Source organism: Nocardioides faecalis, from assembly GCF_018388425.1.
GTDB lineage: Bacteria > Actinomycetota > Actinomycetes > Propionibacteriales > Nocardioidaceae > Nocardioides > Nocardioides faecalis.
In genome coordinates, this window is record NZ_CP074406.1 from 928243 (window position 1) to 948476 (window position 20234).

Annotated in this window: 17 protein-coding genes; 14 read left to right on the plus strand and 3 right to left on the minus strand. The window is 72.9% G+C overall.

Annotation, left to right across the window (positions count from 1 at the left end; genetic code table 11):
- Window positions 1–137 precede the first annotated feature (137 nt).
- The 7 genes from KG111_RS04300 to KG111_RS04330 all read left to right on the plus strand — a co-directional run bounded on the left by KG111_RS04300 (window position 138) and on the right by KG111_RS04330 (window position 8632).
- Window positions 138–1169, plus strand: coding sequence for a rod shape-determining protein (locus tag KG111_RS04300; RefSeq protein WP_283770594.1), 1032 nt, complete (start codon window positions 138–140; stop codon window positions 1167–1169).
- Window positions 1169–2128 (plus strand): rod shape-determining protein MreC, encoded by a 960-nt coding sequence (gene mreC, locus KG111_RS04305; protein ID WP_205290600.1) that lies wholly within the window; start codon window positions 1169–1171, stop codon window positions 2126–2128. Before KG111_RS04300 ends, mreC begins: the two co-directional genes overlap by 1 nt.
- Window positions 2125–2715 (plus strand): rod shape-determining protein MreD, encoded by a 591-nt coding sequence (locus KG111_RS04310; protein ID WP_205290599.1) that lies wholly within the window; start codon window positions 2125–2127, stop codon window positions 2713–2715. Before mreC ends, KG111_RS04310 begins: the two co-directional genes overlap by 4 nt.
- Window positions 2715–4844 (plus strand): penicillin-binding protein 2, encoded by a 2130-nt coding sequence (gene mrdA / locus KG111_RS04315; protein ID WP_205290598.1) that lies wholly within the window; start codon window positions 2715–2717, stop codon window positions 4842–4844. The genes KG111_RS04310 and mrdA overlap by 1 nt, the downstream gene beginning before the upstream one ends.
- Window positions 4841–6082, plus strand: a complete 1242-nt coding sequence (gene rodA, locus KG111_RS04320; protein WP_249666297.1) for a rod shape-determining protein RodA — start codon at window positions 4841–4843, stop codon at window positions 6080–6082. The genes mrdA and rodA overlap by 4 nt, the downstream gene beginning before the upstream one ends.
- Before the next feature lie 136 nt (window positions 6083–6218).
- The gene (locus KG111_RS04325; RefSeq protein ID WP_205290597.1) at window positions 6219–6962 is read left to right on the plus strand and encodes a YcnI family copper-binding membrane protein; all 744 of its coding nucleotides are present in this window, start codon (window positions 6219–6221) and stop codon (window positions 6960–6962) included.
- Window positions 6963–6973: 11 nt separating this feature from the next.
- Complete coding sequence (locus tag KG111_RS04330; RefSeq protein ID WP_205290596.1) at window positions 6974–8632, plus strand: copper resistance CopC/CopD family protein; 1659 nt, start codon at window positions 6974–6976, stop codon at window positions 8630–8632.
- Between the two features lie 49 nt (window positions 8633–8681).
- On the opposite strand, the gene KG111_RS04335 is transcribed toward KG111_RS04330, so the two are convergent.
- Both KG111_RS04335 and KG111_RS04340 read right to left on the minus strand, forming a co-directional pair.
- Window positions 8682–9581 carry a DUF8832 domain-containing protein gene (locus KG111_RS04335; RefSeq protein ID WP_205290595.1) on the minus strand — a complete coding sequence of 300 codons (900 nt, stop codon included), beginning with the start codon at window positions 9579–9581 and terminating at the stop codon, window positions 8682–8684.
- Window positions 9578–10765, minus strand: coding sequence for a calcium:cation antiporter (locus KG111_RS04340; protein WP_205290594.1), 1188 nt, complete (start codon window positions 10763–10765; stop codon window positions 9578–9580). Before KG111_RS04340 ends, KG111_RS04335 begins: the two co-directional genes overlap by 4 nt.
- Window positions 10766–10860: 95 nt before the next feature.
- Here KG111_RS04340 and KG111_RS04345 point away from each other — a divergent pair, with 95 nt between their 5' ends.
- The 3 genes from KG111_RS04345 to KG111_RS04355 are packed head-to-tail and all read left to right on the plus strand — an operon-like array spanning window position 10861 to window position 13899.
- Window positions 10861–12834, plus strand: a complete 1974-nt coding sequence (locus KG111_RS04345; RefSeq protein ID WP_205290593.1) for a TIGR03960 family B12-binding radical SAM protein — start codon at window positions 10861–10863, stop codon at window positions 12832–12834.
- A gap of 1 nt (window position 12835) precedes the next feature.
- The gene (locus KG111_RS04350) at window positions 12836–13303 is read left to right on the plus strand and encodes a ribosomal protein L7/L12 (RefSeq protein WP_205290592.1); all 468 of its coding nucleotides are present in this window, start codon (window positions 12836–12838) and stop codon (window positions 13301–13303) included.
- A gap of 17 nt (window positions 13304–13320) precedes the next feature.
- On the plus strand, window positions 13321–13899 hold the full coding sequence (locus KG111_RS04355; RefSeq protein WP_205290591.1) for an NYN domain-containing protein: 579 nt from the start codon (window positions 13321–13323) through the stop codon (window positions 13897–13899).
- A 64-nt stretch (window positions 13900–13963) separates the two neighbouring features.
- On the opposite strand, the gene KG111_RS04360 is transcribed toward KG111_RS04355, so the two are convergent.
- The gene (locus KG111_RS04360; protein WP_205290590.1) at window positions 13964–14761 is read right to left on the minus strand and encodes a DUF4190 domain-containing protein; all 798 of its coding nucleotides are present in this window, start codon (window positions 14759–14761) and stop codon (window positions 13964–13966) included.
- A 98-nt stretch (window positions 14762–14859) separates the two neighbouring features.
- On the opposite strand from KG111_RS04360, the gene KG111_RS04365 reads away from it, so the two are divergent.
- From KG111_RS04365 to rpmA, 4 genes are all read left to right on the plus strand, one after another.
- A complete protein-coding gene (locus KG111_RS04365; RefSeq protein ID WP_205290589.1) occupies window positions 14860–15579 on the plus strand; it encodes a TIGR03936 family radical SAM-associated protein in 720 nt (239 codons plus the stop codon).
- A 300-nt stretch (window positions 15580–15879) separates the two neighbouring features.
- The gene (locus tag KG111_RS04370) at window positions 15880–19392 is read left to right on the plus strand and encodes an Rne/Rng family ribonuclease (protein WP_205290588.1); all 3513 of its coding nucleotides are present in this window, start codon (window positions 15880–15882) and stop codon (window positions 19390–19392) included.
- A 183-nt stretch (window positions 19393–19575) separates the two neighbouring features.
- Window positions 19576–19878: a 50S ribosomal protein L21 gene (rplU, locus tag KG111_RS04375; protein ID WP_205290796.1), complete on the plus strand. Its 303-nt coding sequence runs from the start codon at window positions 19576–19578 to the stop codon at window positions 19876–19878.
- Window positions 19879–19914: 36 nt separating this feature from the next.
- The gene (gene rpmA, locus KG111_RS04380; RefSeq protein WP_205290587.1) at window positions 19915–20169 is read left to right on the plus strand and encodes a 50S ribosomal protein L27; all 255 of its coding nucleotides are present in this window, start codon (window positions 19915–19917) and stop codon (window positions 20167–20169) included.
- The last annotated feature ends 65 nt before the right edge of the window (window positions 20170–20234 follow it).

The following is a 20234-nucleotide window of genomic DNA, read 5'->3' on the forward strand; positions in this document are numbered from 1 at the left end:
GACTTCCTTACCTAGTCTCGCAAGCGGTGGCCCTCGGATCGTGCGCCCGGTGACCACCCCGGCTCACGAGCCGGCTTCCCCAGGACGCGCACGAGCGGGCTGCTTTCGGGCGGTCCGGCGACGTGCTGCGAGGATGCGTGAGGGCGAACTCCATCATCGGCCGTGACATGGCCGTGGACCTCGGCACTGCGAACACGCTCGTCTACGTCCGCCGCCGGGGCGTGCTGCTCGACGAGCCGAGCGTCGTGGCGATCAACGACTCCACCGGCGAGGTCATCGCCGTGGGCCACGCGGCCAAGCAGATGCTGGGCCGCACCCCGGACAACATCACCGCGCTGCGACCGTTGCGCGACGGCGTCATCGCCGACTTCGAGGCCACCGAGCAGATGCTGCGGCACTTCATCGCCCGCGTGCACCGGCGCCGCTACTTCGCCAAGCCGCGGATGGTCATCTGCGTGCCCAGCTCCATCACCCCGGTGGAGCAGCGCGCGGTGAAGGAGGCCGGATACCAGGCCGGCGCCCGCCGCGTCTACGTCGTCGAGGAGCCCATGGCTGCCGCGATCGGCGCCGGGCTGCCCGTGCACGAGGCCACCGGGAACATGATCGTCGACGTCGGCGGCGGCACCACCGAGGTCGCCGTCATCTCGCTCGGCGGCATCGTCACGTCGCTGTCGGTGCGCACCGCCGGCGACGACCTCGACGCCGCCATCGTGGCGTGGATGAAGAAGGAGCACGGCGTGATGCTCGGCGACCGCACCGCCGAGGACGTCAAGATCAACCTCGGTTCCGCGTTCCCGCGCCCCGGCGAGCCCGACGGCGAGGTCCGTGGCCGCGACATGGTCACCGGCCTGCCCCGCACCGTCGTGGTGTCCAGTGCCGACATCCGCAAGGCGCTGGAGGAGCCGCTGCACGCCATCGTCGACGCGGTCCGGGTGACCCTGGACCAGACCCCGCCCGAGCTGGCCGGCGACATCATGGACCGCGGCATCGTGCTCACCGGCGGCGGCGCCCTGCTGCGCGGCCTCGACGAGCGGATCCGGCACGAGACCGGCATGCCCGTGCACGTCGCCGAGGACCCGCTCGTCTCCGTCGCCATGGGCGCGGGACGGTGCGTGGAGGAGTTCGAGGCGCTGCAGCAGGTCCTGGTCAGCAACCAGCGGCGGTTCTGATGGCGATCGACACCCGGCCCGTGCGCCCCTCGCGCCGTACCCCCCGCCCGGCGGGCCCCACCCGCTCCGGCAACCGTCCCGACGACGGCGGCGGCCGGCCGTCGCGCTCGCTGGTGCTGGCGATCGTGCTGGCCTGCGCCGCGCTGATGGTGGTGGACAAGGCCGGCGGCGACGACTCGCCGGTCGCGCCGCTGCGCCAGGTCGCCGGCGAGGTCCTCGGCCCGGTGCAGGCCGGGGTGGCCACCGTGGTGCGCCCGGTCGCCGACCTGCCCTCCGCGCTGCGCACCAACTCCTCGCTGCGCGAGGAGGTCTCCACGCTCGAGGCCGACAACGCCGCGCTGCGCGCCCGCCTCGACAAGGCCGGGTACGACGCCGCCCGCGCCGCGCAGCTCGAGGGGCTGCGTGCGGTGGCCGGCGACCTGGGCTACGCCCTCGTCCCGGCGCGGGTGATCGCGATCGGTGCCGCGCAGTCCTTCTCCAGCACGGTCACCATCGACGCGGGCTCGGAGGCCGGCCTGGCGCCCGACATGACCGTGGTGGCCGCCGAGGGCCTGGTCGGCCGGATCACGTCGGTGACCCGCCACACCGCCACCGTGCTGTTGATCGTGGACCAGACCTCCGCCGTCGGCGGGCGGATCGGCGACAACCTCGAGCTCGGGTTCGTCCGCGGCAACGGCACGCTCGGCACCGACGACCGGCTCGAGATGGAGCTGACCGACCGCAACGTCGTGCCCAAGGTCGGCCAGCAGGTCGTCACGTGGGGCAGCGAGGGCGGTGCGCCGTACGTCGCCGGGGTGCCGATCGGCAAGGTGACCAAGGTGTACGAGTCGCTGCGCGAGACCAGCTACCGCTCGGTGATCGAGCCGGGCGTCGACTTCACCGCCCTGGACCTGGTGGGCGTCGTGGTGCCCTCGGGTACCGGCGGCCGGGTCATCGAGGCGGACGGGAGCCTGCGATGAGGGTCAGCTCGTCAGGACGTCTGGTCGCCGTGCTTCTGGCGGTGCTGCTCGCCCTGCTCGCGCAGGTCACGGTGCTGCCGCACTTCGCCTGGCAGGTGCGCGGCCTGGGGGTCGTGCCCGACCTGCTGCTGCTCGTCGTGGTGGGCGTCGCCCTGCTGACCGACACCCGCTACGCCACCCTCACCGGCTTCTTCGCCGGCCTGCTGCTCGACCTCGCGCCGCCCGCCGACCACCTGGCCGGACGCTGGGCGCTGGCCCTGGCCGTCGTGGGCTACGTGATCGGTCGGCTGGCCCACGACCACACCACCGACGCGCCGCAGCTGGCGCCCGAGGTGGTCCGGCGGGTGCCGCTGCCGCTGGTGCTCGCCGCCGCGGCCGGCGGCTCGTTCGTGGGCACCTCGGTGTTCGCGCTGACCGGGGTGTTCCTCGACGACGCCGCCGCGGGCGTGAGCGACCTGCTTCCGGTGGCGCTGGTCGCGCTGCTGCTCGACGTGCTCGCCGCCCTCGTGGTGGTGCCGGCGTTGGCCTGGCTGCTGCGCCGGATCGGGACCGAACGGGGCCCTGCGGGCCTGTGGGCGCGGGCCTGATGACCCAGGGCGCCTCGCACCGCAGCCGGCTGCGGCTGATCGTGATCCAGACACTGGTGTTCTCGCTGCTGGCCACCCTCGGCGTGCGCCTGTACTACCTGCAGGTCATCTCGGGGGAGACCTACCGTGGGCAGGCTGCCTCGCAGTCGGTGCGCGAGATCGTGGTGCAGCCGCAGCGCGGCCTGGTCGTGGACGCGATGGGCCGCCCGCTGGTCACCAACCGGCTCACCTGGGTGGTCTCGGTGGACCGCACCCTGCTCGGCAAGATGAGCGAGGCCGACCGAGCCGGGCTGCTGGAGCGCACCGGCGAGGCCATCTCGGTGGACGTCGCGAAGATCGAGCGCCGCCTGCTGCTGTGCGGCGACGCCGGCGCGGTGGCCGGCGAGTGCTGGAACGGCTCGCCCTTCCAGCCCGTCCCGGTCGCCTCCGGCGTCGAGGAGGCGGCCGCGCTGCGGATCCTCGAGCAGCCCGAGGACTTCCCCGGCGTCGTGGTCGAGCAGCAGAGCGTGCGGGCCTACCCGGCGCCGTACGGCGTCAACGCCGCGCACGTGCTCGGCTACGTCAGCCCGATCACCTCCGATGAGCTCGACGAGGCCAAGGAGGCCGGCGACAGCTCGGTCAACGGTGCCTCCGTGGTCGGCCGCGCCGGCGTCGAGAAGGGCTACGACGAGTGGCTGCGCGGGCAGCCCGGCTACCAGAAGGTCGCGGTCGACTCGAAGGGCCGGGTGCGCCAGGACGTCTCCGACCTGCAGGCGCAGCCCGGCGACACGCTGGTCACCAGCATCGACGCCAAGGTGCAGTCGGTGGTGGAGGAGCAGCTGGCCGCCGCGATCGCCAAGCAGCGCGCCACCCGCGACCCGGTCACCAAGCGCAACTTCGAGGCCGACTCGGGTGCCGCGATCGTGATGGAGGCGCATACCGGCCGGATCGTGGCGATGGCCAGCCAGCCGACGTACGACCCCGAGGTGTGGGTCGGCGGGATCAGCGAGAAGCAGCTGAAGCGGCTCTACTCCGAGGCCGCCGGCAACCCGCTGCTCGCCCGGTCGTTCCAGGGCCAGTTCGCGCCGGGCTCGACGTGGAAGCCGTTCATGACGGTCGGGGCGCTGCGCAACGGCTACGCGCCGGACACGGTGCTCGGCTGCCCCTCGTCGGTGCAGATCGGCAACCGCGCCTTCCACAACCACGAGTCCTCGGCCTACGGCTCGGTCACGTTCGCCCGCGCCCTCGAGGTCTCCTGCAACACGTTCTTCTACCAGGTCGGGATGAAGTTCTGGCAGCGTTTCGGCTCCGACCCCGACGACACCGACGCCAAGGACCCGCTGGTCGAGGAGGCCCAGGCCTTCGGCTTCGGCGAGCGCACCGGGCTCGACCTGCCCGGCGAGGCCTCGGGCCGGGTCGCGGACCGGCGCTGGAAGCGCGACTACTACGAGTCGATGAAGGACTACTACTGCGGCATCGCCGGCAAGCCGCAGGACGCGAAGACCTCCGACTTCGTCTACAAGTTCTCCCGCGAGTTCTGCGTGGAGGGCTGGAAGTACCGGCTGCCGGACTCGGCGAACTTCGCCATCGGCCAGGGCGACACCATCGTCACCCCGCTCCAGCTGGCCCGCGGCTACGCGGCGCTCGCCAACGGCGGCATCCTGTACGAGCCGCGGGTGGCGAAGGCGATCGTGTCGCCCGAGGGCAAGGTGATCCGCGAGATCGCGCCGAAGAAGGAGCGCCGGATCAAGGCGAGCAAGCAGGTGCTGAAGTACGTCGACGAGGCGCTCCAGGGCGTCTCCACCCGCGGCACCATGGCCTGGAAGCTCGGCGGGTTCCCGCTGGAGAAGGTGAAGATCCGGGCCAAGACCGGCTCCGCGGAGGTCTACGGCAAGCAGTCCAGCGGCTGGGTCGCCTCCTACACCGAGGACTACGTCGTGGTGATGATGATGACCCAGGGCGGGACCGGCTCCGGCTCCGTCGGCGACAGCGTGCGCGCCATCTGGGACGCCCTCTACGGCGTCGTCGACGGCGAGGTCCGGCCCTCCAAGGCAGCCATCCCGGGCACCACGCCGCCGAGCGAGCTGCCGGTCTTCGACGAGGACGGGTCGATCCTGCCCCCGGCCCACCGTGAGGAGGGCAAGCGGTGAGCAACCGGATCCGGGTCACCCGGGCGTCGGCCGGCGGCGGGCGCCCCCAGCGCACCACCGCTTCGCGCCGGGTCTCGCTGCTGCGCTGGGCCGACATGGACCTGGTGCTGCTCGGCGCCGTCCTGCTGCTCTCGCTGATCGGCTGCCTGCTGATCTGGTCGGCCACCCTGGAGCGCGACGACCTCACCGGTGGCGACAGCCGGGAGTACCTGGTCAAGCAGGGCATCAACGTCGCGCTCGGCCTGGTGCTGATGGCGACCGTGGTGATGACCGACCACCGGTGGGTGCGGATCCTCGCCCCGATCGGCTACCTGCTCGCGGTCGTCGGGTTGGTGCTGGTGCTGGTGATGGGCTCGACCATCAACGGCTCCCGGTCGTGGCTGATGATCGGCGGCATGTCGCTGCAGCCGGCGGAGCTGGCGAAGCTGGCGGTGGTGCTGGGGATGGCCCTGGTCGTCGCGGAACGCAGCGAGGGCCGTTGGCGCGACCGTGTCGGCACCCTCGACGTGCTGCTCATGCTCGCGGTCGCGGCCGTGCCCGCGGTGCTGATCCTGGCCCAGCCGGACCTCGGCACCATGCTGGTGCTCACCGCGACCGTCTTCGGTGTCATCGCCGCCTCCGGAGCGCACCGCTCCTGGCTGGGCGGGCTCGCCGCCGGCGGGATCGGCGTCGCCGCGTTCGCCGTGATCAGCGGGTTCCTCAAGCCCTATCAGGTGGACCGGTTCATGGCCTTCACCAACCCCGACCTCGACCCCCGCGGCGCCGGCTACAACGTCGAGCAGGCCCGGATCGCGGTGGGCAACGGCGGCACCTTCGGTCAGGGCCTGTTCCAGGGCTCGCAGACCCAGTCCGGCTTCGTGCCCGAGCAGCACACCGACTTCGTGTTCACCGTCGCCGGCGAGGAGCTCGGGCTGGTGGGCGCGGCGGCGATCGTCGCGCTGCTCGGCGTCGTGCTGTGGCGCACGCTGCGGATCGCGGCCCGCACCGACGACCTCTTCGGCCGCATCGTCGCCGCCGGCATCGCCTGCTGGTTCGGCTTCCAGGCCTTCCAGAACATCGGCATGTGCCTGGGCATCATGCCCGTCACCGGTGTGCCGCTCCCGTTCGTCTCCTACGGCGGCTCCTCGATGTTCGCCGGCCTGCTCGCCGTGGGCCTGCTGCAGAACATCCACCTGCGCACCCTCAGCGCCCCGGCGTCCCGGCTGGCTCCGCAGCGACGGGTGCTCGTCCGCGGCTGAGCGCCGCTCAGGCAGGATGGGGCCGGCCGACGCCTGCCCGCTCCTCGTCGGAGTGGGGGCGGTGCCGGCTGGCCGCGCCCCCTCGACCCCTGATCGTCCATCGCCGACGAGCCACCGCAGAGAGCAACCAAGACACATGAACGTCCGTCGTACCGTCCTGCCCGCCCTGGCGACCACGGCCGCGTTGGCCGGCGTCACCGTGAGTGCTGTCCCCGCCGGCGCCCACGTCACCGTCACCCCCGACACCACCGCCGCCGGCTCCTACGCCGTGCTGACGTTCAGCGTCGGCCACGGCTGTGAGGGCTCGCCGACCACAGGTCTCGCGATCGCCCTGCCCGAGGAGATCCCCACCGTCACCCCGACCGTCAAGGCCGGCTGGAGCGTGGAGAAGGTGACCGAGAAGCTCGCCGAGCCGGTGACCGACTCCCACGGCAACGAGATCACCGAGCGCGTGACCCGGGTCGTCTACACCGCCGAGACCCCGCTGGCCGACGGCTACCGCGACACCGTCGAGCTGTCGGTCATGCTGCCCGACGCCGCGGGCGAGACCCTCGCCTTCCCGGTCGTGCAGAGCTGCGTGGAGGGCGAGACCGGCTGGGTGGAGACCGCCGCCGAGGGCGCGGCCGTCGCGGAGCTGGAGAGCCCCGCGCCCACCCTCACGCTCACCGAGACCACCGGTGACGGCCACGGCACGGCGACCGGGACCGGCCAGGACACCGACCAGGACACCGACCAGGACACCGGCCAGGGTGCTGGTCAGGGTGCCGAGGCGGACGACGACGCAGCGCCGGCCACCGGCCTGGCCGTCGGCGGCCTCGTCGCCGGCCTGGCAGGGCTCGCGCTCGGTGCGCTCGCTCTGGCCCGCACGCGACGCGCCTGAGGACCGCGCGGATGAAGCGGGTGCCGGCGCTGCTCCTGGCCGTCTCGATGGCACTGCTGGTGCTGCTCGGGACGGCCGGGCCGGCGTCGGCGCACGCCAGCCTGGTCTCCTCCGACCCCGCCGACGGCGCGATCCTGCCGGCGGCACCCGAGGAGGTCACCTTCACCTTCGACGAGCCGGTGCGGCTGGTGCCCGGCGGCCTGCTCGTGTTCGACGCCGCCGGCACCCAGCTCACCGTCAGCGCCACGACGCGCGGGGTCAGGCTCACCGCCGGGCTGCCGCAGTCCCTGGCCGAGGGCAGCTACGTCGTCACCTGGCGCGTCGTGTCCGCCGACGGCCACCCCATCGCCGGGTCGCTGACCTTCCACGTCGGGGCACCCAGCGCCACCCTCGCCGAGCCCGACCTCGGCGACGCCGAGAGCGGTGGCGTCTCGCGCAGCCAGGCACTGGTGCACGGCGTCAACTACATCGCCCTGCTGCTCGCCGGCGGCCTGCTGGTCTTCCTCGGCTGGACGCTGCGCGGCGTCCGGCTCGACCCGCGCCGCCGCACCCTGCTCGTCCGGCTGCTGCTCGGCGCCGCCGGTGTGGCCACCGCCAGCGCCGCGCTGGCCGTGCCGCTCTCCGGTGCCTACCAGCGGGGCGCCGGTTTGGCGGGGGTCCTCGAGACCGCGTCGCTGGACCCCGGCCTGGTCGGCGACGACCTGACGGTGCTGGTGCTGCAGGCGGCCGGGATGGCCGCCGCGGCCTGGGCGGTGCTGCGCGGTCGCGGAGCCTTCGGCGGCGTCGGGCTGACGACCGGGCTGTTGGCCGCGCTCGCGGTGTGGTCGCCCGCGCTGGTGGGCCACACCCGCGCCTACGAGCCGGCCGCGCTGCTGGTGCTCACCGACGCGTTGCACCTGAGCGCCGCCGCGGTCTGGCTCGGCGGGCTGGTCGGGCTCGCGCTGTGCCTGCCCGCGCTCGTCGGCCGGCCCCGGGAGGCGGCCGCAGTGCTCACCCGGTTCGGCAGCCTGGCCGCGGTGCTGCTGGCGGTGCTGGCGCTCTCCGGCCTGCTGCTCGGGTGGCGGATCCTGGGGTCCCTGCCGCTCCTGCTCGAGCAGGCCTACGGCCGGCTGCTGCTGGTCAAGGTCGCGCTGGTGCTCCTCGTCGTGATCGCCGCTGCCTGGAACCGCTACCGGCTCGTGCCGCGGGTGGCCGGCGACGTCGGCCACGACCACCAGCGCCGAGCCGCCGGCCTGGTACGCCGCACCGTCGTCGCCGAGTCGGCGCTGCTGCTCGCCGTGCTCGGCGTGACCGGCTTCCTCACCACCGAGCCGCCGGCGGGTTCCGTGCCGGCGACGGCCGGCACCGCGGACACCGGGGTGGCGAGCGGTGCCACCAGCGACGACCTGCGGGTGCTGGCGGTGCTCGACGCACGCGAGGGCCTGCAGCGACGGCTGATCGTGCAGGTGCAGGACGCCACCGGCGAGCCCGTCGACGCCTACGACGCCCCGGCGCTCACCCTGCGCAGCGGCGACGTCGACCTCGGCCGGGTGCCGCTCACCGCCACCGGTGCGGGCACCTACACCGCCGACGTCGTCTTCCCGCGCGGCGGGACCTGGACGGCGCAGGTCGCCGTGCGCACCGACGAGTTCACCAGCCCGGTGACCACCCTCGAGGTGGTCGTCGACTAGCAGCCGGGCACGGGGCCACGGGAAGGGTGCGGCGGCGGGGGAGCGGGGCTCAGGCGACCGTCGCGGTGACGGCCACCTGGTGCAGCAGGCCCGCCACCCGCACCTGCACGAACAGGCGCAGGTCGCCGGGTGTGGTGAACGTGGTGTGGAAGGTCAGCGCCGTGCCCTCGTCGGTGACCTCCGGGGAGCCGAACGGGTGCACGTGGACGAACCCGCCGTCGGGGCCGATGCCGAACCCGGTCAGGTGGGCGCTGGCACCCAGGTAGCTGCCCAGCGTCAGCGGCCGGTCGTCGGTGTCGGTGACGAGCAGCCGCAGCCGGCCGTTGCCGGAGACCTCGCCGGTGCCGTCCACCCGGACCTTGACCACGCCGTCGTCGCCGACCCGAGCCTGCGGCCCGCGCGGGGCGGGCACGGGCGTCCACTCGCCCGGCACCCGCAGCGTGCTGCCGAGCACCACCGCCTGCGCGGCGCCCTCGGGGGTGAGCTCGGCGACGACCCGCCACTCGCCGGGGGTGTCCAGGTCGATCCGGGCCCGCCAGGTCCCGTCGTCGTCCCGGGTGGGGTGCAGGTGCCGGAAGGAGGCGAGGTCGGCCCTCACGACGTACAGGTGCAGCTCCTTCGTCTGCTCCGGGGTGTACGACGTCAGCGGCTCCCCGCGGTCGTCGAGGACCCGGAACGACATCTCACCGGGGGCACCCGCGGCGGGCAGCGTGACGTCGGCGAGCCGGTACCCGCCGGCCTCGGCGCAGGTGCCGTCACCCACCGGGGTGCCGCCGTGCTCCTGGCCGGGGGCGTGCACGTGGTCCTCACCCTCGGGCAGCGGGGAGAGCACGATGCGCTCGGTCTCGGCCGGCGCCGGCTCCGTCGAGCAGGCGGCCAGCGCGGTCGCGCACACGAGCGCCAGCGCGACGGTGCCGGCCCGCGCCGACCCGCTGCGGCGCAGCGTCACGGAGCGACCGTCAGGAACAGGAAGGCGGCGAAGAGCACCAGGTGCACCACGCCGTGCATCGGCTTGGAGCGACCGGGCACCACGGTCAGCACACCGACCACGGCGGAGAGGAACAGCAGCGCCAGCTGCAGCGGCTCCAGCCCCAGCGCCAGGTCGCCCTCGAGCCAGATCGAGGCGACCGCGATCACCGGGATCGTCAGCCCGATGGAGGCCATCGCGGAGCCGTAGGCCAGGTTCAGGCTGGTCTGCACCCGGTCGAGCACGGCGGCGCGCACCGCGGCGATCGTCTCCGGCGCCAGCACCAGCATCGCGATCACCACGCCGACCACGGCCTGGGGGAAGCCGAGCCACGAGACGGCGTCCTCGATGGCGTAGGACTCCACCTTCGCCAGGCCGACCACGGTGACCAGCGAAAGCACCAGCAGGGCGGCGCTGACGACCGTCTCGCGGGTGGTCGGCGGCTGGGCGTGGGCCTGGTCCCCGGCGTCCTCGGTGGCGTCGTTCTCGGCGAGGCCGATGCCGCCGGCGGCCACGATGCCGGTGCCGGCCCCGATGCCGCCCGCCTCCTGCGAGCGACGCCGCACGCTGGCGGTCACCGGCAGGAAGAAGTCACGGTGCCGCACGGTCTGGGTGAACACGAAGGTGCCGTAGAGCACCAGGGAGGCGATCGCGGCGAAGGCCAGCTGGGTGCCGGAGAAGACCGGCCCCGCCTCGGTGGTGGTGAACACCGGGACCACCATGGTCAGCCCGGCCAGGGTGATCACCGTGGCCAGCGCGGAGCCTGCACCCTCGGGGTTGAAGACCGCGAGGTGGTGGCGCACGGAGGCGACCAGCAGGCACAGCCCCACGATGCCGTTCACGGTGATCATCACCGCCGCGAAGACGGTGTCGCGGGCCAGGGTGGAGGAGTCCCCGCTGCCGCCGACCATCAGCATCACGATCAGGCCGACCTCGATCACGGTGACCGCCACCGCGAGCAGCAGCGAGCCGAAGGGCTCCCCGACGCGGTGCGCGACGACCTCGGCGTGGTGCACGCCGGAGAGCACCGCACCGATCAGCGCGACGCCGATCAGTGCGCTGACCAGGGGCGGCGGATGGGTGCCCCAGGACACCGCGAGGACCAGGGCTGCTGCCGGCGGGGTGAGGACCGACCACTTCAGGCGTCCTTCGGTGGTCGCGCTCATGGGCGCGATCCTACGGTTCGGCGGGCCTCCGGGTACGGGCCGGGGCAGGGTCGACGATGGGGTGCCGAGCATGCCGCGCCCCTAGAATCGACGTCATGTCCGCCACCTCCGTCGAGTCCGTCTTCCCCCGGCTGGAGCCGCACCTGCTGTCGGTGTCCAAGCCGATCCAGTACGTCGGCGGCGAGCTCAACATGGTCGCCAAGGACTGGGACTGCGGCGCGCAGGCCGACGGTGGCGAGACCGTGCGTTGGGCCCTGATGTACCCCGACGCCTACGAGGTCGGCCTGCCCAACCAGGGCGTGCAGATCCTCTACGAGGTGCTCAACGAGCGGGAGTGGATCCTCGCCGAGCGCACCTACGCGGTGTGGCCGGACATGGAGAAGCTGCTGCGCGACCACGACATCCCGCAGTTCACCGTGGACAGCCACCGACCGGTCGGCGCCTTCGACCTCTTCGGCGTCAGCTTCTCCACCGAGCTGGGCTACACCAACCTGCTCACCGCCCTCGACCTGGCCGGCATCCCGCTGCACGCCGTCGACCGCACCGACGACCACCCCGTCGTCATCGCCGGCGGGCACGCGGCGTTCAACCCCGAGCCGATCGCGGCCTTCATCGACGCCGCCGTCCTCGGCGACGGCGAGGAGGTCGTCCTCAAGATCTCCGAGGTCACCCGCGAGTGGAAGGGCGAGGGCCGCCCCGGCGGCCGCGTCGAGCTGCTGCGCCGCCTCGCGGTCAGCGGCTCGGTCTACGTGCCCCGCTTCTACGACGTCTCCTACGACGCCGCGACCGGCGAGATCGCCGCGGTGGTGCCCAACCACCCCGACGCCCCCGAGCGGGTCCGCAAGCACACCCTGATGGACCTGGACCAGTGGCCCTACCCGCGCAACCCGCTGGTGCCGCTGGCCGAGACCGTGCACGAGCGGTTCAGCGTGGAGATCTTCCGCGGCTGCACCCGTGGCTGCCGGTTCTGCCAGGCCGGGATGATCACCCGCCCCGTGCGCGAGCGCTCCATCGAGACGATCGGCGCGATGGTGGACAACGGCGTGCGCAAGACCGGCTTCGAGGAGGTCGGCCTGCTCAGCCTGTCCAGCGCCGACCACACCGAGATCGGCGAGGTCGCCACCGCGCTGGCCGACCGCTACGAGGGCTCCAACGTCTCGCTGTCGCTGCCCAGCACCCGGGTCGACGCCTTCAACATCACCCTGGCCAACGAGTTCTCCCGCAACGGGCGCCGCTCCGGGCTGACCTTCGCCCCCGAAGGCGGCAGCGAGCGGATGCGCAAGGTGATCAACAAGATGGTCACCGAGGACGACCTGATCCGCACCGTCGCCGCCGCCTACAGCCACGGCTGGCGCCAGGTGAAGCTCTACTTCATGTGCGGCCTGCCGACCGAGACCGACGAGGACGTGCTGCAGATCGCCGAGCTGGCCAAGCGGGTGATCGCCACCGGCCGCGAGGTCTCCGGGCGCAACGACATCCGCTGCACCGTCTCCATCGGCGGGTTCGTGCCCAAGCCGCACACCCCGTTCCAGTGGGCCGCCCAGCTCGACTCCGAGACCACCGACCGCCGCTTGCAGCTGCTGCGCGACACCGTGCGCGCCGACAAGCGGTTCGGCCGCGCCATCGGCTTCCGCTACCACGACGGACAGCCCGGCATCATCGAGGGACTGCTGTCCCGCGGCGACCGCCGGGTGGGCGCGATCATCGAGCAGGTGTGGCGCGACGGCGGCCGCTTCGACGGCTGGAGCGAGCACTTCTCCTTCGAGCGCTGGGAGCAGGCCGCGACCACCGCGCTGGCCGGCGTGGACGTCGACCTGTCCTGGTTCACCACCCGGGAACGGACGTATGAGGAGATCCTGCCCTGGGACCACCTCGACTCCGGCCTGGACAAGGACTGGCTGTGGGCGGACTGGGAGGACGCGCTCGCCGTCGGCGAGGGCACCTCCGACGTCGAGGTCGAGGACTGCCGCTGGACCCCCTGCTACGACTGCGGCGTGTGCCCGGAGATGGGCACCGAGATCCAGATCGGCCCCACCGGACGGCCGATGCTGCCGCTGAGCGTGGTCTGAGTTGAGCGCCCTCACCCCGGCCCGGCCGCCCCGCCAGGGCCCGCTCGGCATCGCCCTGCGCGGCGGACCCCGCGTGGTCCTCATGGTCGTGCTCGCCGTCGGCGCGCTGACGTCGGACTCCAACGTGATGCGCATCGTCGCCGCGCTTCTCTTCGTGCTCAACGCCGGCCGCCTGCTCGACCCCGACTGGCGACGCTTCGTGGTCACCGGACTCTTTCCCGAGCGGGTCGAGGCGCAGTACTGCCAGCCCGGCGAGCACAGCGTCGAGCTCGTCGCCGTCGGGCCGCGGCACGTCGAGGTGATCAAGGCGCTGCGTGAGGTCGACGACCTCGACCTGGTCGAGGCCAAGGCGCTGCTGAAGGTGCCCGCGGTGGTCGTCGAGGACCTGAGCGCGGACAGCGCCGCGGCCGTCGCGAAGCGTCTCACCGAGGCCGGCGCCACGGTCCGGGTGCTCGACCCGGTCGGGTGAGCCGTAGGCTCTGCGCCATGGACGAGGACTCGCGCCCGGCAGCTCGCACGACGTACGTCCTCGTCGACGGCGAGAACATCGACGCCACTCTCGGCACCTCGATCCTCGGACGCCGCCCGCGGCCCGAGGAGCGTCCCCGCTGGGAGCGGCTGCTGCAGTTCGCCCGCGACAAGTGGGGCCAGCCCGCCCAGGGGCTCTTCTTCCTGGCGGCCAACAACGAGCTGCCGATGTCGTTCATCCAGGCGCTGCTGGCGATCGGCTACCGGCCGGTGCCGCTGTCGGGTGGTGCCGGGCAGAAGGTCGTCGACATCGCCATCCAGCGCACGCTCGCCGAGCTGCGCACCCGCGAGGCCGACGCGCTGCTGGTCAGCAACGACGGCGACTTCGTGGAGCAGGTCGCCGGCCTGCTCGAGGACGACGAGCGGCGCGTCGGCGTCATCGGGTTCACCGAGTTCCGCAACCAGTCCTTCCTCGACCTGGTCGACGACGGCCTGGAGACCTACGACCTGGAGTACGACGTCGCGGCCTTCAACGAGCGGCTGCCGCGGATCCGGATCATCCCGATCGACGAGTTCGACCCGACCCAGTTCCTCTGAGGCCCAGGTCCTTCGTGACCCTGCGCTGCCGAGGCCGGCAGCGCAGGGGCTCACGAAGGTGCTCTCACAGGAGCGGCTCGGAGAGCTCCTCCTCGGGCTCCACGTAGCACACGAGGGTGTCGCCCTTCTTCACGTTCTTCGGGTCCTCGATCACGGCCTTGATGTCGGTGAGGTAGTCGCTGAGCTTGGCCAGGTCGTCGGAGTCGATCGCGGTGGCGCAGTAGCCGGCCATCGACTGCTCGATGTCCTCCAGGTTCGAGGCGGTCACCTTCTCCACGCCGACGATCTCGCCGTCGTGCTTCTCGGTGCAGTCCTTCTTCAGGAGGTTGACGGTGCCGCCGTCCTCCTCGACGTCCACGCACTGGCCGACCTTCGCGTTGCCAGGGGTGACGATCGAGTCCGCGAAGATGAAGACCGCCGTGGCGACGCCCGCCGAGGCCAGGGTCATCACGATGCCGACGATGATCGCGGCGATCGCCAGCCCGCGGCCCTTGCGCTGGCCTCCCTTGGTGCGGGAGAGACCCAGGATCCCGAGGATCAGGCCGACCGGCGCCAGGCAGCACAGGAAGCTGAGCACCAGCGCGGCGACAGACAACCCGTCGGTCTTCGGCTGCCCGGACTCCGCCCCACCCGGATAGCCGCCCGGGTAGCCGCCCGGGTAGCCGCCTGAGGGCGGGCCGTACCCGCCGCCCTGCGGGGCGCCGTACGGGTTGGCCGAGGGCGGGGGAGCGTAGGGGCTGTGGCCGGGTTGGCCGGGTTGGCCGGGGCCGGGCTGACCGGGTCCGGGCTGGCCCGGCTGGCCTCCCTGGCCGTACGGGTCCTGGCCGGGCTGGTTCGGGTTCTGACCATAGGGATCGCTCACGGGGCTCACAGTAACCGCGGCGGCTGGTCAGGTGCTGGGGATGGTCTGGGGCCCGCTGGCGCGTCGTACCGGCACGCCGGGCACTAGGATCAGCCCACGTGAGTCGTGAGCAGCCAGCCCAGCAGGCACCCCCGGTCCAGAAGGTGCGGATCCGGTACGCCAAGCGCGGACGGCTGCGCTTCACCAGCCACCGCGACGTCAGCCGCGCGATCGAGCGGGCCGTGGTCCGTGCCGAGATCCCGATGGCCTACTCCTCGGGGTTCCACCCGCACCCTCGGATCTCCTACGCCGGCGCCTCCCCGACGGGCGCGGCCAGCGAGTCGGAGTACGTCGAGCTCGGCCTCGCCGAGGTGCGGGAGCCGGCCGCCGTCGGCGCTGCGCTGGACGCGGCGCTGCCTGCGGGCCTGGACGTGGTGGCCAGCGTCGACGCCGCCGGCTCCAGCGCCGGGTCGCTGTCGGACCTGCTCACCGCCAGCCGCTGGCGGATCGAGCTCGGCGACCTGGACCCGGACGCGGTCCGCGACGCCGTGGCGGCGTTCCTCGCCGTCGAGTCGGTCCCCGTGGAGCGGATGACGAAGAAGGGGCTGCGGACCTTCGACTGCCGGGCCGCGGTCATCGCCCTCGACGTCGCACCCGACGGCGCGCTCGACCTCGTGCTGGAGCACACGGTGCCCGCCGTACGGCCCGACGACGTGCTCACCGGCCTGCGCGCCACGGCCGGGCTCGAGGCTCCGGCGACCATGCTGCTGACCCGGGTGAGCCAGGGCGTGCTCGATCGGGAGACCGGGGAGATCGGCGACCCGCTGTCGCCCCGGTGATACCCCGGCGCTGAACGGGGTGTGCGATACTCGCCACAAGACCACCCGAGTGCCTCCTACCGGAGCGCGCCGAGCGGTCTGACGACGTTCTCGCCGCCCGGCAGGAGACTGACCGGACGGCACGGTGGAGGACAGGCACCACCCGACGCGACGCACACCGCGACCGCGGCAGGTGGGAGCCCTACCTCCAGTGACGCTTGCGGAGGGTGTCGTCCCACGAAGGCTTACGACACCGCGCCCGCGGGCGGGTGTCGATGACACCCCGGCACGCGGAAGTGGGCCGGGTGGAGGAGTACCGCCATGACGGACGCGCCCACCGAGAACCAGAGCAACACCCCGGACCAGGAGGCGACCACACCGGCCGCCGGCGCGGACAGCGCCGCCCCTGCTCCCACCGAGGCGCCGGCCGACGCGTCGCCCGAGGCCGCTGCTGAGAAGCCGGCCAAGAAGACCGCTGCTCGCAAGACCGCGGCGAAGAAGACGGCCGTGAAGCGGACGCCGGCCAAGAAGGCCGCCGCAGCACCTGCGGAGACCGCTGCCGAGGCCGTGCAGGGTGAGGCCGCGGAGGGTGAGGCCGCGGAGGGTGAGGCCGCCGCGAAGCCCGCCAAGAAGACGGCTGCGCGCAAGAGCACCGCCGCGAAGAAGACCGCGGCGAAGAAGACCACGACCCGCAAGACCGCCGCGAAGAAGACCGCGGCGCCGGCCTCCGAGCAGCTCGCGTTCACCGAGGAGCCCACCGCTCCCGCCGAGGCACCCGTCGAGGCTGCGGCTCCCGCCGAGTCCGCGGTTCCCGCGGAGAGCACCGAGCAGGCGGCTCCCGTCGCGGAGACGACTCCGGCCGCGCCCAAGGTGACCACCCGGACCCGCTCCTCGCGTAGCCGCGCCGCCGCCGTGGTGTTCCAGGCCCCCGAGCCCACCCCCGTGGCCGAGGCCGCTGTGACGGACGCCGAGGAGGCTGAGGACGAGGCCCTCGTCGAGGCCACCGCCGCTGACGCCGCCGCCGCCGAGGCCGAGGCCGCCGAGGAGACCGAGGCCGGCGAGGAGACCGAGGCCGGCGCCACCGAGGACAAGTCCGAGGACGACGACGAGGAGAGCCAGGACGGCGAGGACGGCGAGCAGCCGTCCGGCAACGCCCGCCGCCGTCGGCGCCGCGGTGGCCGACGTCGCCGCAAGCCCGCCGGTGCCGGCTCCGACGGTGACAGCGACTCCGACGGCGACTCCGACAGCGACTCCGAGGGTGCGGAGGCCGACGCGTCCGCGGACGCCGAGACCGAGACTGAGACCGAGACCGCCCCCGAGACCGGCGCCGGTACCGGCGCGCGCTCGGGCCGCAGCCGCAGCCGCGGCGGCCGCTCCGCCAAGCCCGCTGCCCAGACCGACGGTGTCGACGGCGCCGACGGCGCCGACGGCGCCGCGGGGGAGGACGCGGAGTCCGCGGACTCCGAGGGAGACGACGCCGGTGAGGGCGACGCCGCAGAGGGCAACGGCCAGGGCGGCTCGTCCACCTCGCGCCGCCGGCGTCGCCGCCGCCGCTCCGGGGACGGCTCCGGCGGTGCCGACGGGGACGACCCGGAGAACACCGTCACCCGCGTTCGCAAGCCGCGCTCGCCCGAGGACGAGATCACGGCCGTCGCCGGCTCGACCCGCCTCGAGGCCAAGAAGCAGCGCCGCCGCGAGGGTCGCGAGGCCGGTCGCCGCCGTGCGCCGATCGTCAGCGAGGCCGAGTTCCTCGCCCGCCGCGAGGCCGTCGAGCGCGTCATGGTCGTGCGCCAGCGCAAGGACCTGACCCAGATCGCCGTGCTCGAGGACAAGGTGCTCGTGGAGCACTACGTCGCCCGCGAGTCGCAGACCTCTCTGATCGGCAACGTCTACCTCGGCCGCGTGCAGAACGTGCTGCCCTCCATGGAGGCTGCGTTCATCGACATCGGCAAGGGCCGCAACGCGGTGCTCTACGCCGGCGAGGTCAACTGGGCCGCGCTGGGCCACAAGGAGGGCCAGCCGCGCAAGATCGAGTCGTTCCTGCAGTCCGGGCAGACCATCCTGGTCCAGGTCAGCAAGGACCCGATCGGTCACAAGGGCGCCCGGCTCACCAGCCAGATCAGCCTGGCCGGCCGATTCCTGGTCTACGTGCCCGACGGCACGACCTCGGGCATCTCCCGCAAGCTGCCCGACACCGAGCGCGCGCGGCTCAAGTCGCTGCTCAAGGAGATCGTCCCCGAGTCGGCCGGCGTCATCGTGCGCACCGCTGCTGAGGGCGCCTCGGAGGACGAGCTGACCCGCGACGTCGAGCGGCTCAAGGCCCGCTGGGAGGACATCGAGGCCAAGGTCGCCAAGGGCAACGCGCCGCAGATGCTCTACGGCGAGCCCGACCTGACCCTCAAGGTCGTCCGCGACCTGTTCACCGAGGACTTCACCAAGCTGATCGTCCAGGGCGACGACGCCTGGAGCACCGTCAAGGAGTACGTCGACCACGTCGCCCCCGACCTGGCCGACCGCCTCGAGAAGCACGACCCCAGCGACGCCGACCTGTTCACGGTGCACCGCGTCGACGAGCAGATCGCCAAGGGCCTGGACCGCAAGGTCTGGCTGCCCTCCGGTGGCTCGCTGGTCATCGACCGCACCGAGGCCATGACCGTCGTCGACGTCAACACCGGCAAGTTCACCGGCTCCGGGGGCAACCTCGAGGAGACCGTCACCAAGAACAACCTGGAGGCGGCCGAGGAGATCGTGCGCCAGCTCCGGCTGCGCGACATCGGCGGCATCATCGTCGTCGACTTCATCGACATGGTGCTGGAGTCCAACCGGGACCTGGTGCTGCGTCGGCTGGTCGAGTGCCTCGGCCGCGACCGCACCCGGCACCAGGTCGCCGAGGTCACCTCGCTCGGCCTGGTCCAGATGACCCGCAAGCGGATCGGCACGGGCCTGCTCGAGGCCTTCAGCGAGACCTGCTCGCACTGCCAGGGCCGCGGGGTCCAGGTGCACGACATGCCGGTGGAGCCCAAGCGGGGCGGTGACCAGGAGGAGCCGCGCCGTGGCCGCCGCAAGGGCAAGGGCAAGGGCCAGGACGCGCCTGCCGAGCCCGTCGCCAAGCCGGTGCCCACTCCGAAGGACGTCGCGGCGATGGCCAAGCCGGCTCCGGCCGAGCAGGGCGACGAGACCGAGACCCCTGACGACACGTCCGCCGACACGTTCGCTGACACGCCTGCCGAGACTCCGGTCGAGACGCCGGCTGAGACCGGCGTCGAGGCGCCGGTGGCTGCCGAGGAGGCCGTCGCGGCCGTCATCGAGTCCACCGAGCGCACGGTCGAGCCGCCTGCCGAGCAGCCCGCCGCCGAGCAGCCCGCCGCCGAGCAGCCCGCCGCCGAGCAGCCCGCCGCCGAGCAGCCCGCCGCCGAGCAGCCCGCCGCCGAGAAGCCCGATGCTGAGCAGCCTGTCGAGCAACTGGTTGCCGACGCCGACGCCGGCGCGCAGGTGCCCGCACCGGCAGAGCCGCCGGTCGAGCCGGCGCCGGTCGACGTACCGGCCGAGCAGCCCGCCGAGCAGCCCGCCGAGCAGCCCGCCGAGCAGGCGGTGGAGCAGCCGGCCCCGAAGGCCACCACGACCGTCGTCACCCGTACCCGGCGCCGTGCCGCCAGCCGTCCCGCGGGACCGCCGGCTGCCGACACCGCCACCAGCGGCGCGGACGCGGCCACCGAGCCCGCGGCACAGGAGCCGGCCGGCTCCGACGCGGCGTCCGACGGTGCGGGGGAGGGCGAGTCCGAGCCGCACGTGGAGCGCGTGCCGGTGAAGAAGAGGGGCGCCCGCAAGCGCTGAACGACCCCGGTCGCCATCGTTTTGGTGGATACCGGGCCGAACCGTAGTATTGACCGTCGGTGCGCCGCCAAGGAGTGCCGTTCTGCTGGCGCCCGGCAGGATCGCATCCCCACCCTGGTGGGGGAGTGGCCTTGCTGTGTGTGCCGTAGACCCAGACGTTGACGTGAGAAGGAGCCCGCGGTGGTGTACGCGATCGTGCGCGCAGGCGCGAAGCAGGAGAAGGTCGCCGTTGGCGACGTCATCGAGATCGACAAGGTCTCCACGCCTGTGGGCGACACCCTCACCCTGCCGGTGGTCCTCGCCGTCGACGGTGAGACCGTGACCGCCACCGGTCTGGACAAGGCCGCGGTGACGGTCGAGGTGCTCGGCGCCACCAAGGGCCCGAAGATCATCATCCAGAAGTACAAGAACAAGACCGGTTACAAGAAGCGCCAGGGTCACCGCCAGAAGTACACCCAGGTCAAGGTCACCGACATCTCGCTCTGAGCCCCCGCGGGTTCACGTCTTCCGAAGGACTGAAACATGGCACACAAGAAGGGTGCGGCTTCTACCAAGAACGGCCGCGACTCCAACGCCCAGCGCCTCGGCGTGAAGCGCTACGGCGGCCAGCTGGTCAACGCCGGCGAGATCATCGTCCGCCAGCGTGGCACCCACTTCCACCCCGGCTCGGGCGTGGGCCGCGGCGGCGACGACACCCTGTTCGCGCTGATCCCCGGCGCGGTCGAGTTCGGTCGCAGGCGCGGCCGCAAGGTCGTCAACATCGTCCCGGGCGAGTGAGCTGACGCTCGCACTGGATCGAGGCTTTCGGAGGGCGTCCCGGTTTGCGGGACGCCCTCCGGCCT

Excerpts from the sequence above, each read along its gene's own strand:
- KG111_RS04340 (WP_205290594.1), bottom strand. The coding sequence starts at position 10,765 with ATGAGCGCGACCACCGAAGGACGCCTGAAGTGGTCGGTCCTCACCCCG.
- KG111_RS04325 (WP_205290597.1), top strand. The coding sequence starts at position 6,219 with ATGAACGTCCGTCGTACCGTCCTGCCCGCCCTGGCGACCACGGCCGCG.
- rpmA (WP_205290587.1), top strand. The coding sequence starts at position 19,915 with ATGGCACACAAGAAGGGTGCGGCTTCTACCAAGAACGGCCGCGACTCC.
- KG111_RS04330 (WP_205290596.1), top strand. The coding sequence starts at position 6,974 with ATGAAGCGGGTGCCGGCGCTGCTCCTGGCCGTCTCGATGGCACTGCTG.
- KG111_RS04310 (WP_205290599.1), top strand. The coding sequence starts at position 2,125 with ATGAGGGTCAGCTCGTCAGGACGTCTGGTCGCCGTGCTTCTGGCGGTG.
- KG111_RS04345 (WP_205290593.1), top strand. The coding sequence starts at position 10,861 with ATGTCCGCCACCTCCGTCGAGTCCGTCTTCCCCCGGCTGGAGCCGCAC.
- KG111_RS04355 (WP_205290591.1), top strand. The coding sequence starts at position 13,321 with ATGGACGAGGACTCGCGCCCGGCAGCTCGCACGACGTACGTCCTCGTC.
- mreC (WP_205290600.1), top strand. The coding sequence starts at position 1,169 with ATGGCGATCGACACCCGGCCCGTGCGCCCCTCGCGCCGTACCCCCCGC.
- KG111_RS04370 (WP_205290588.1), top strand. The coding sequence starts at position 15,880 with ATGACGGACGCGCCCACCGAGAACCAGAGCAACACCCCGGACCAGGAG.
- mrdA (WP_205290598.1), top strand. The coding sequence starts at position 2,715 with ATGACCCAGGGCGCCTCGCACCGCAGCCGGCTGCGGCTGATCGTGATC.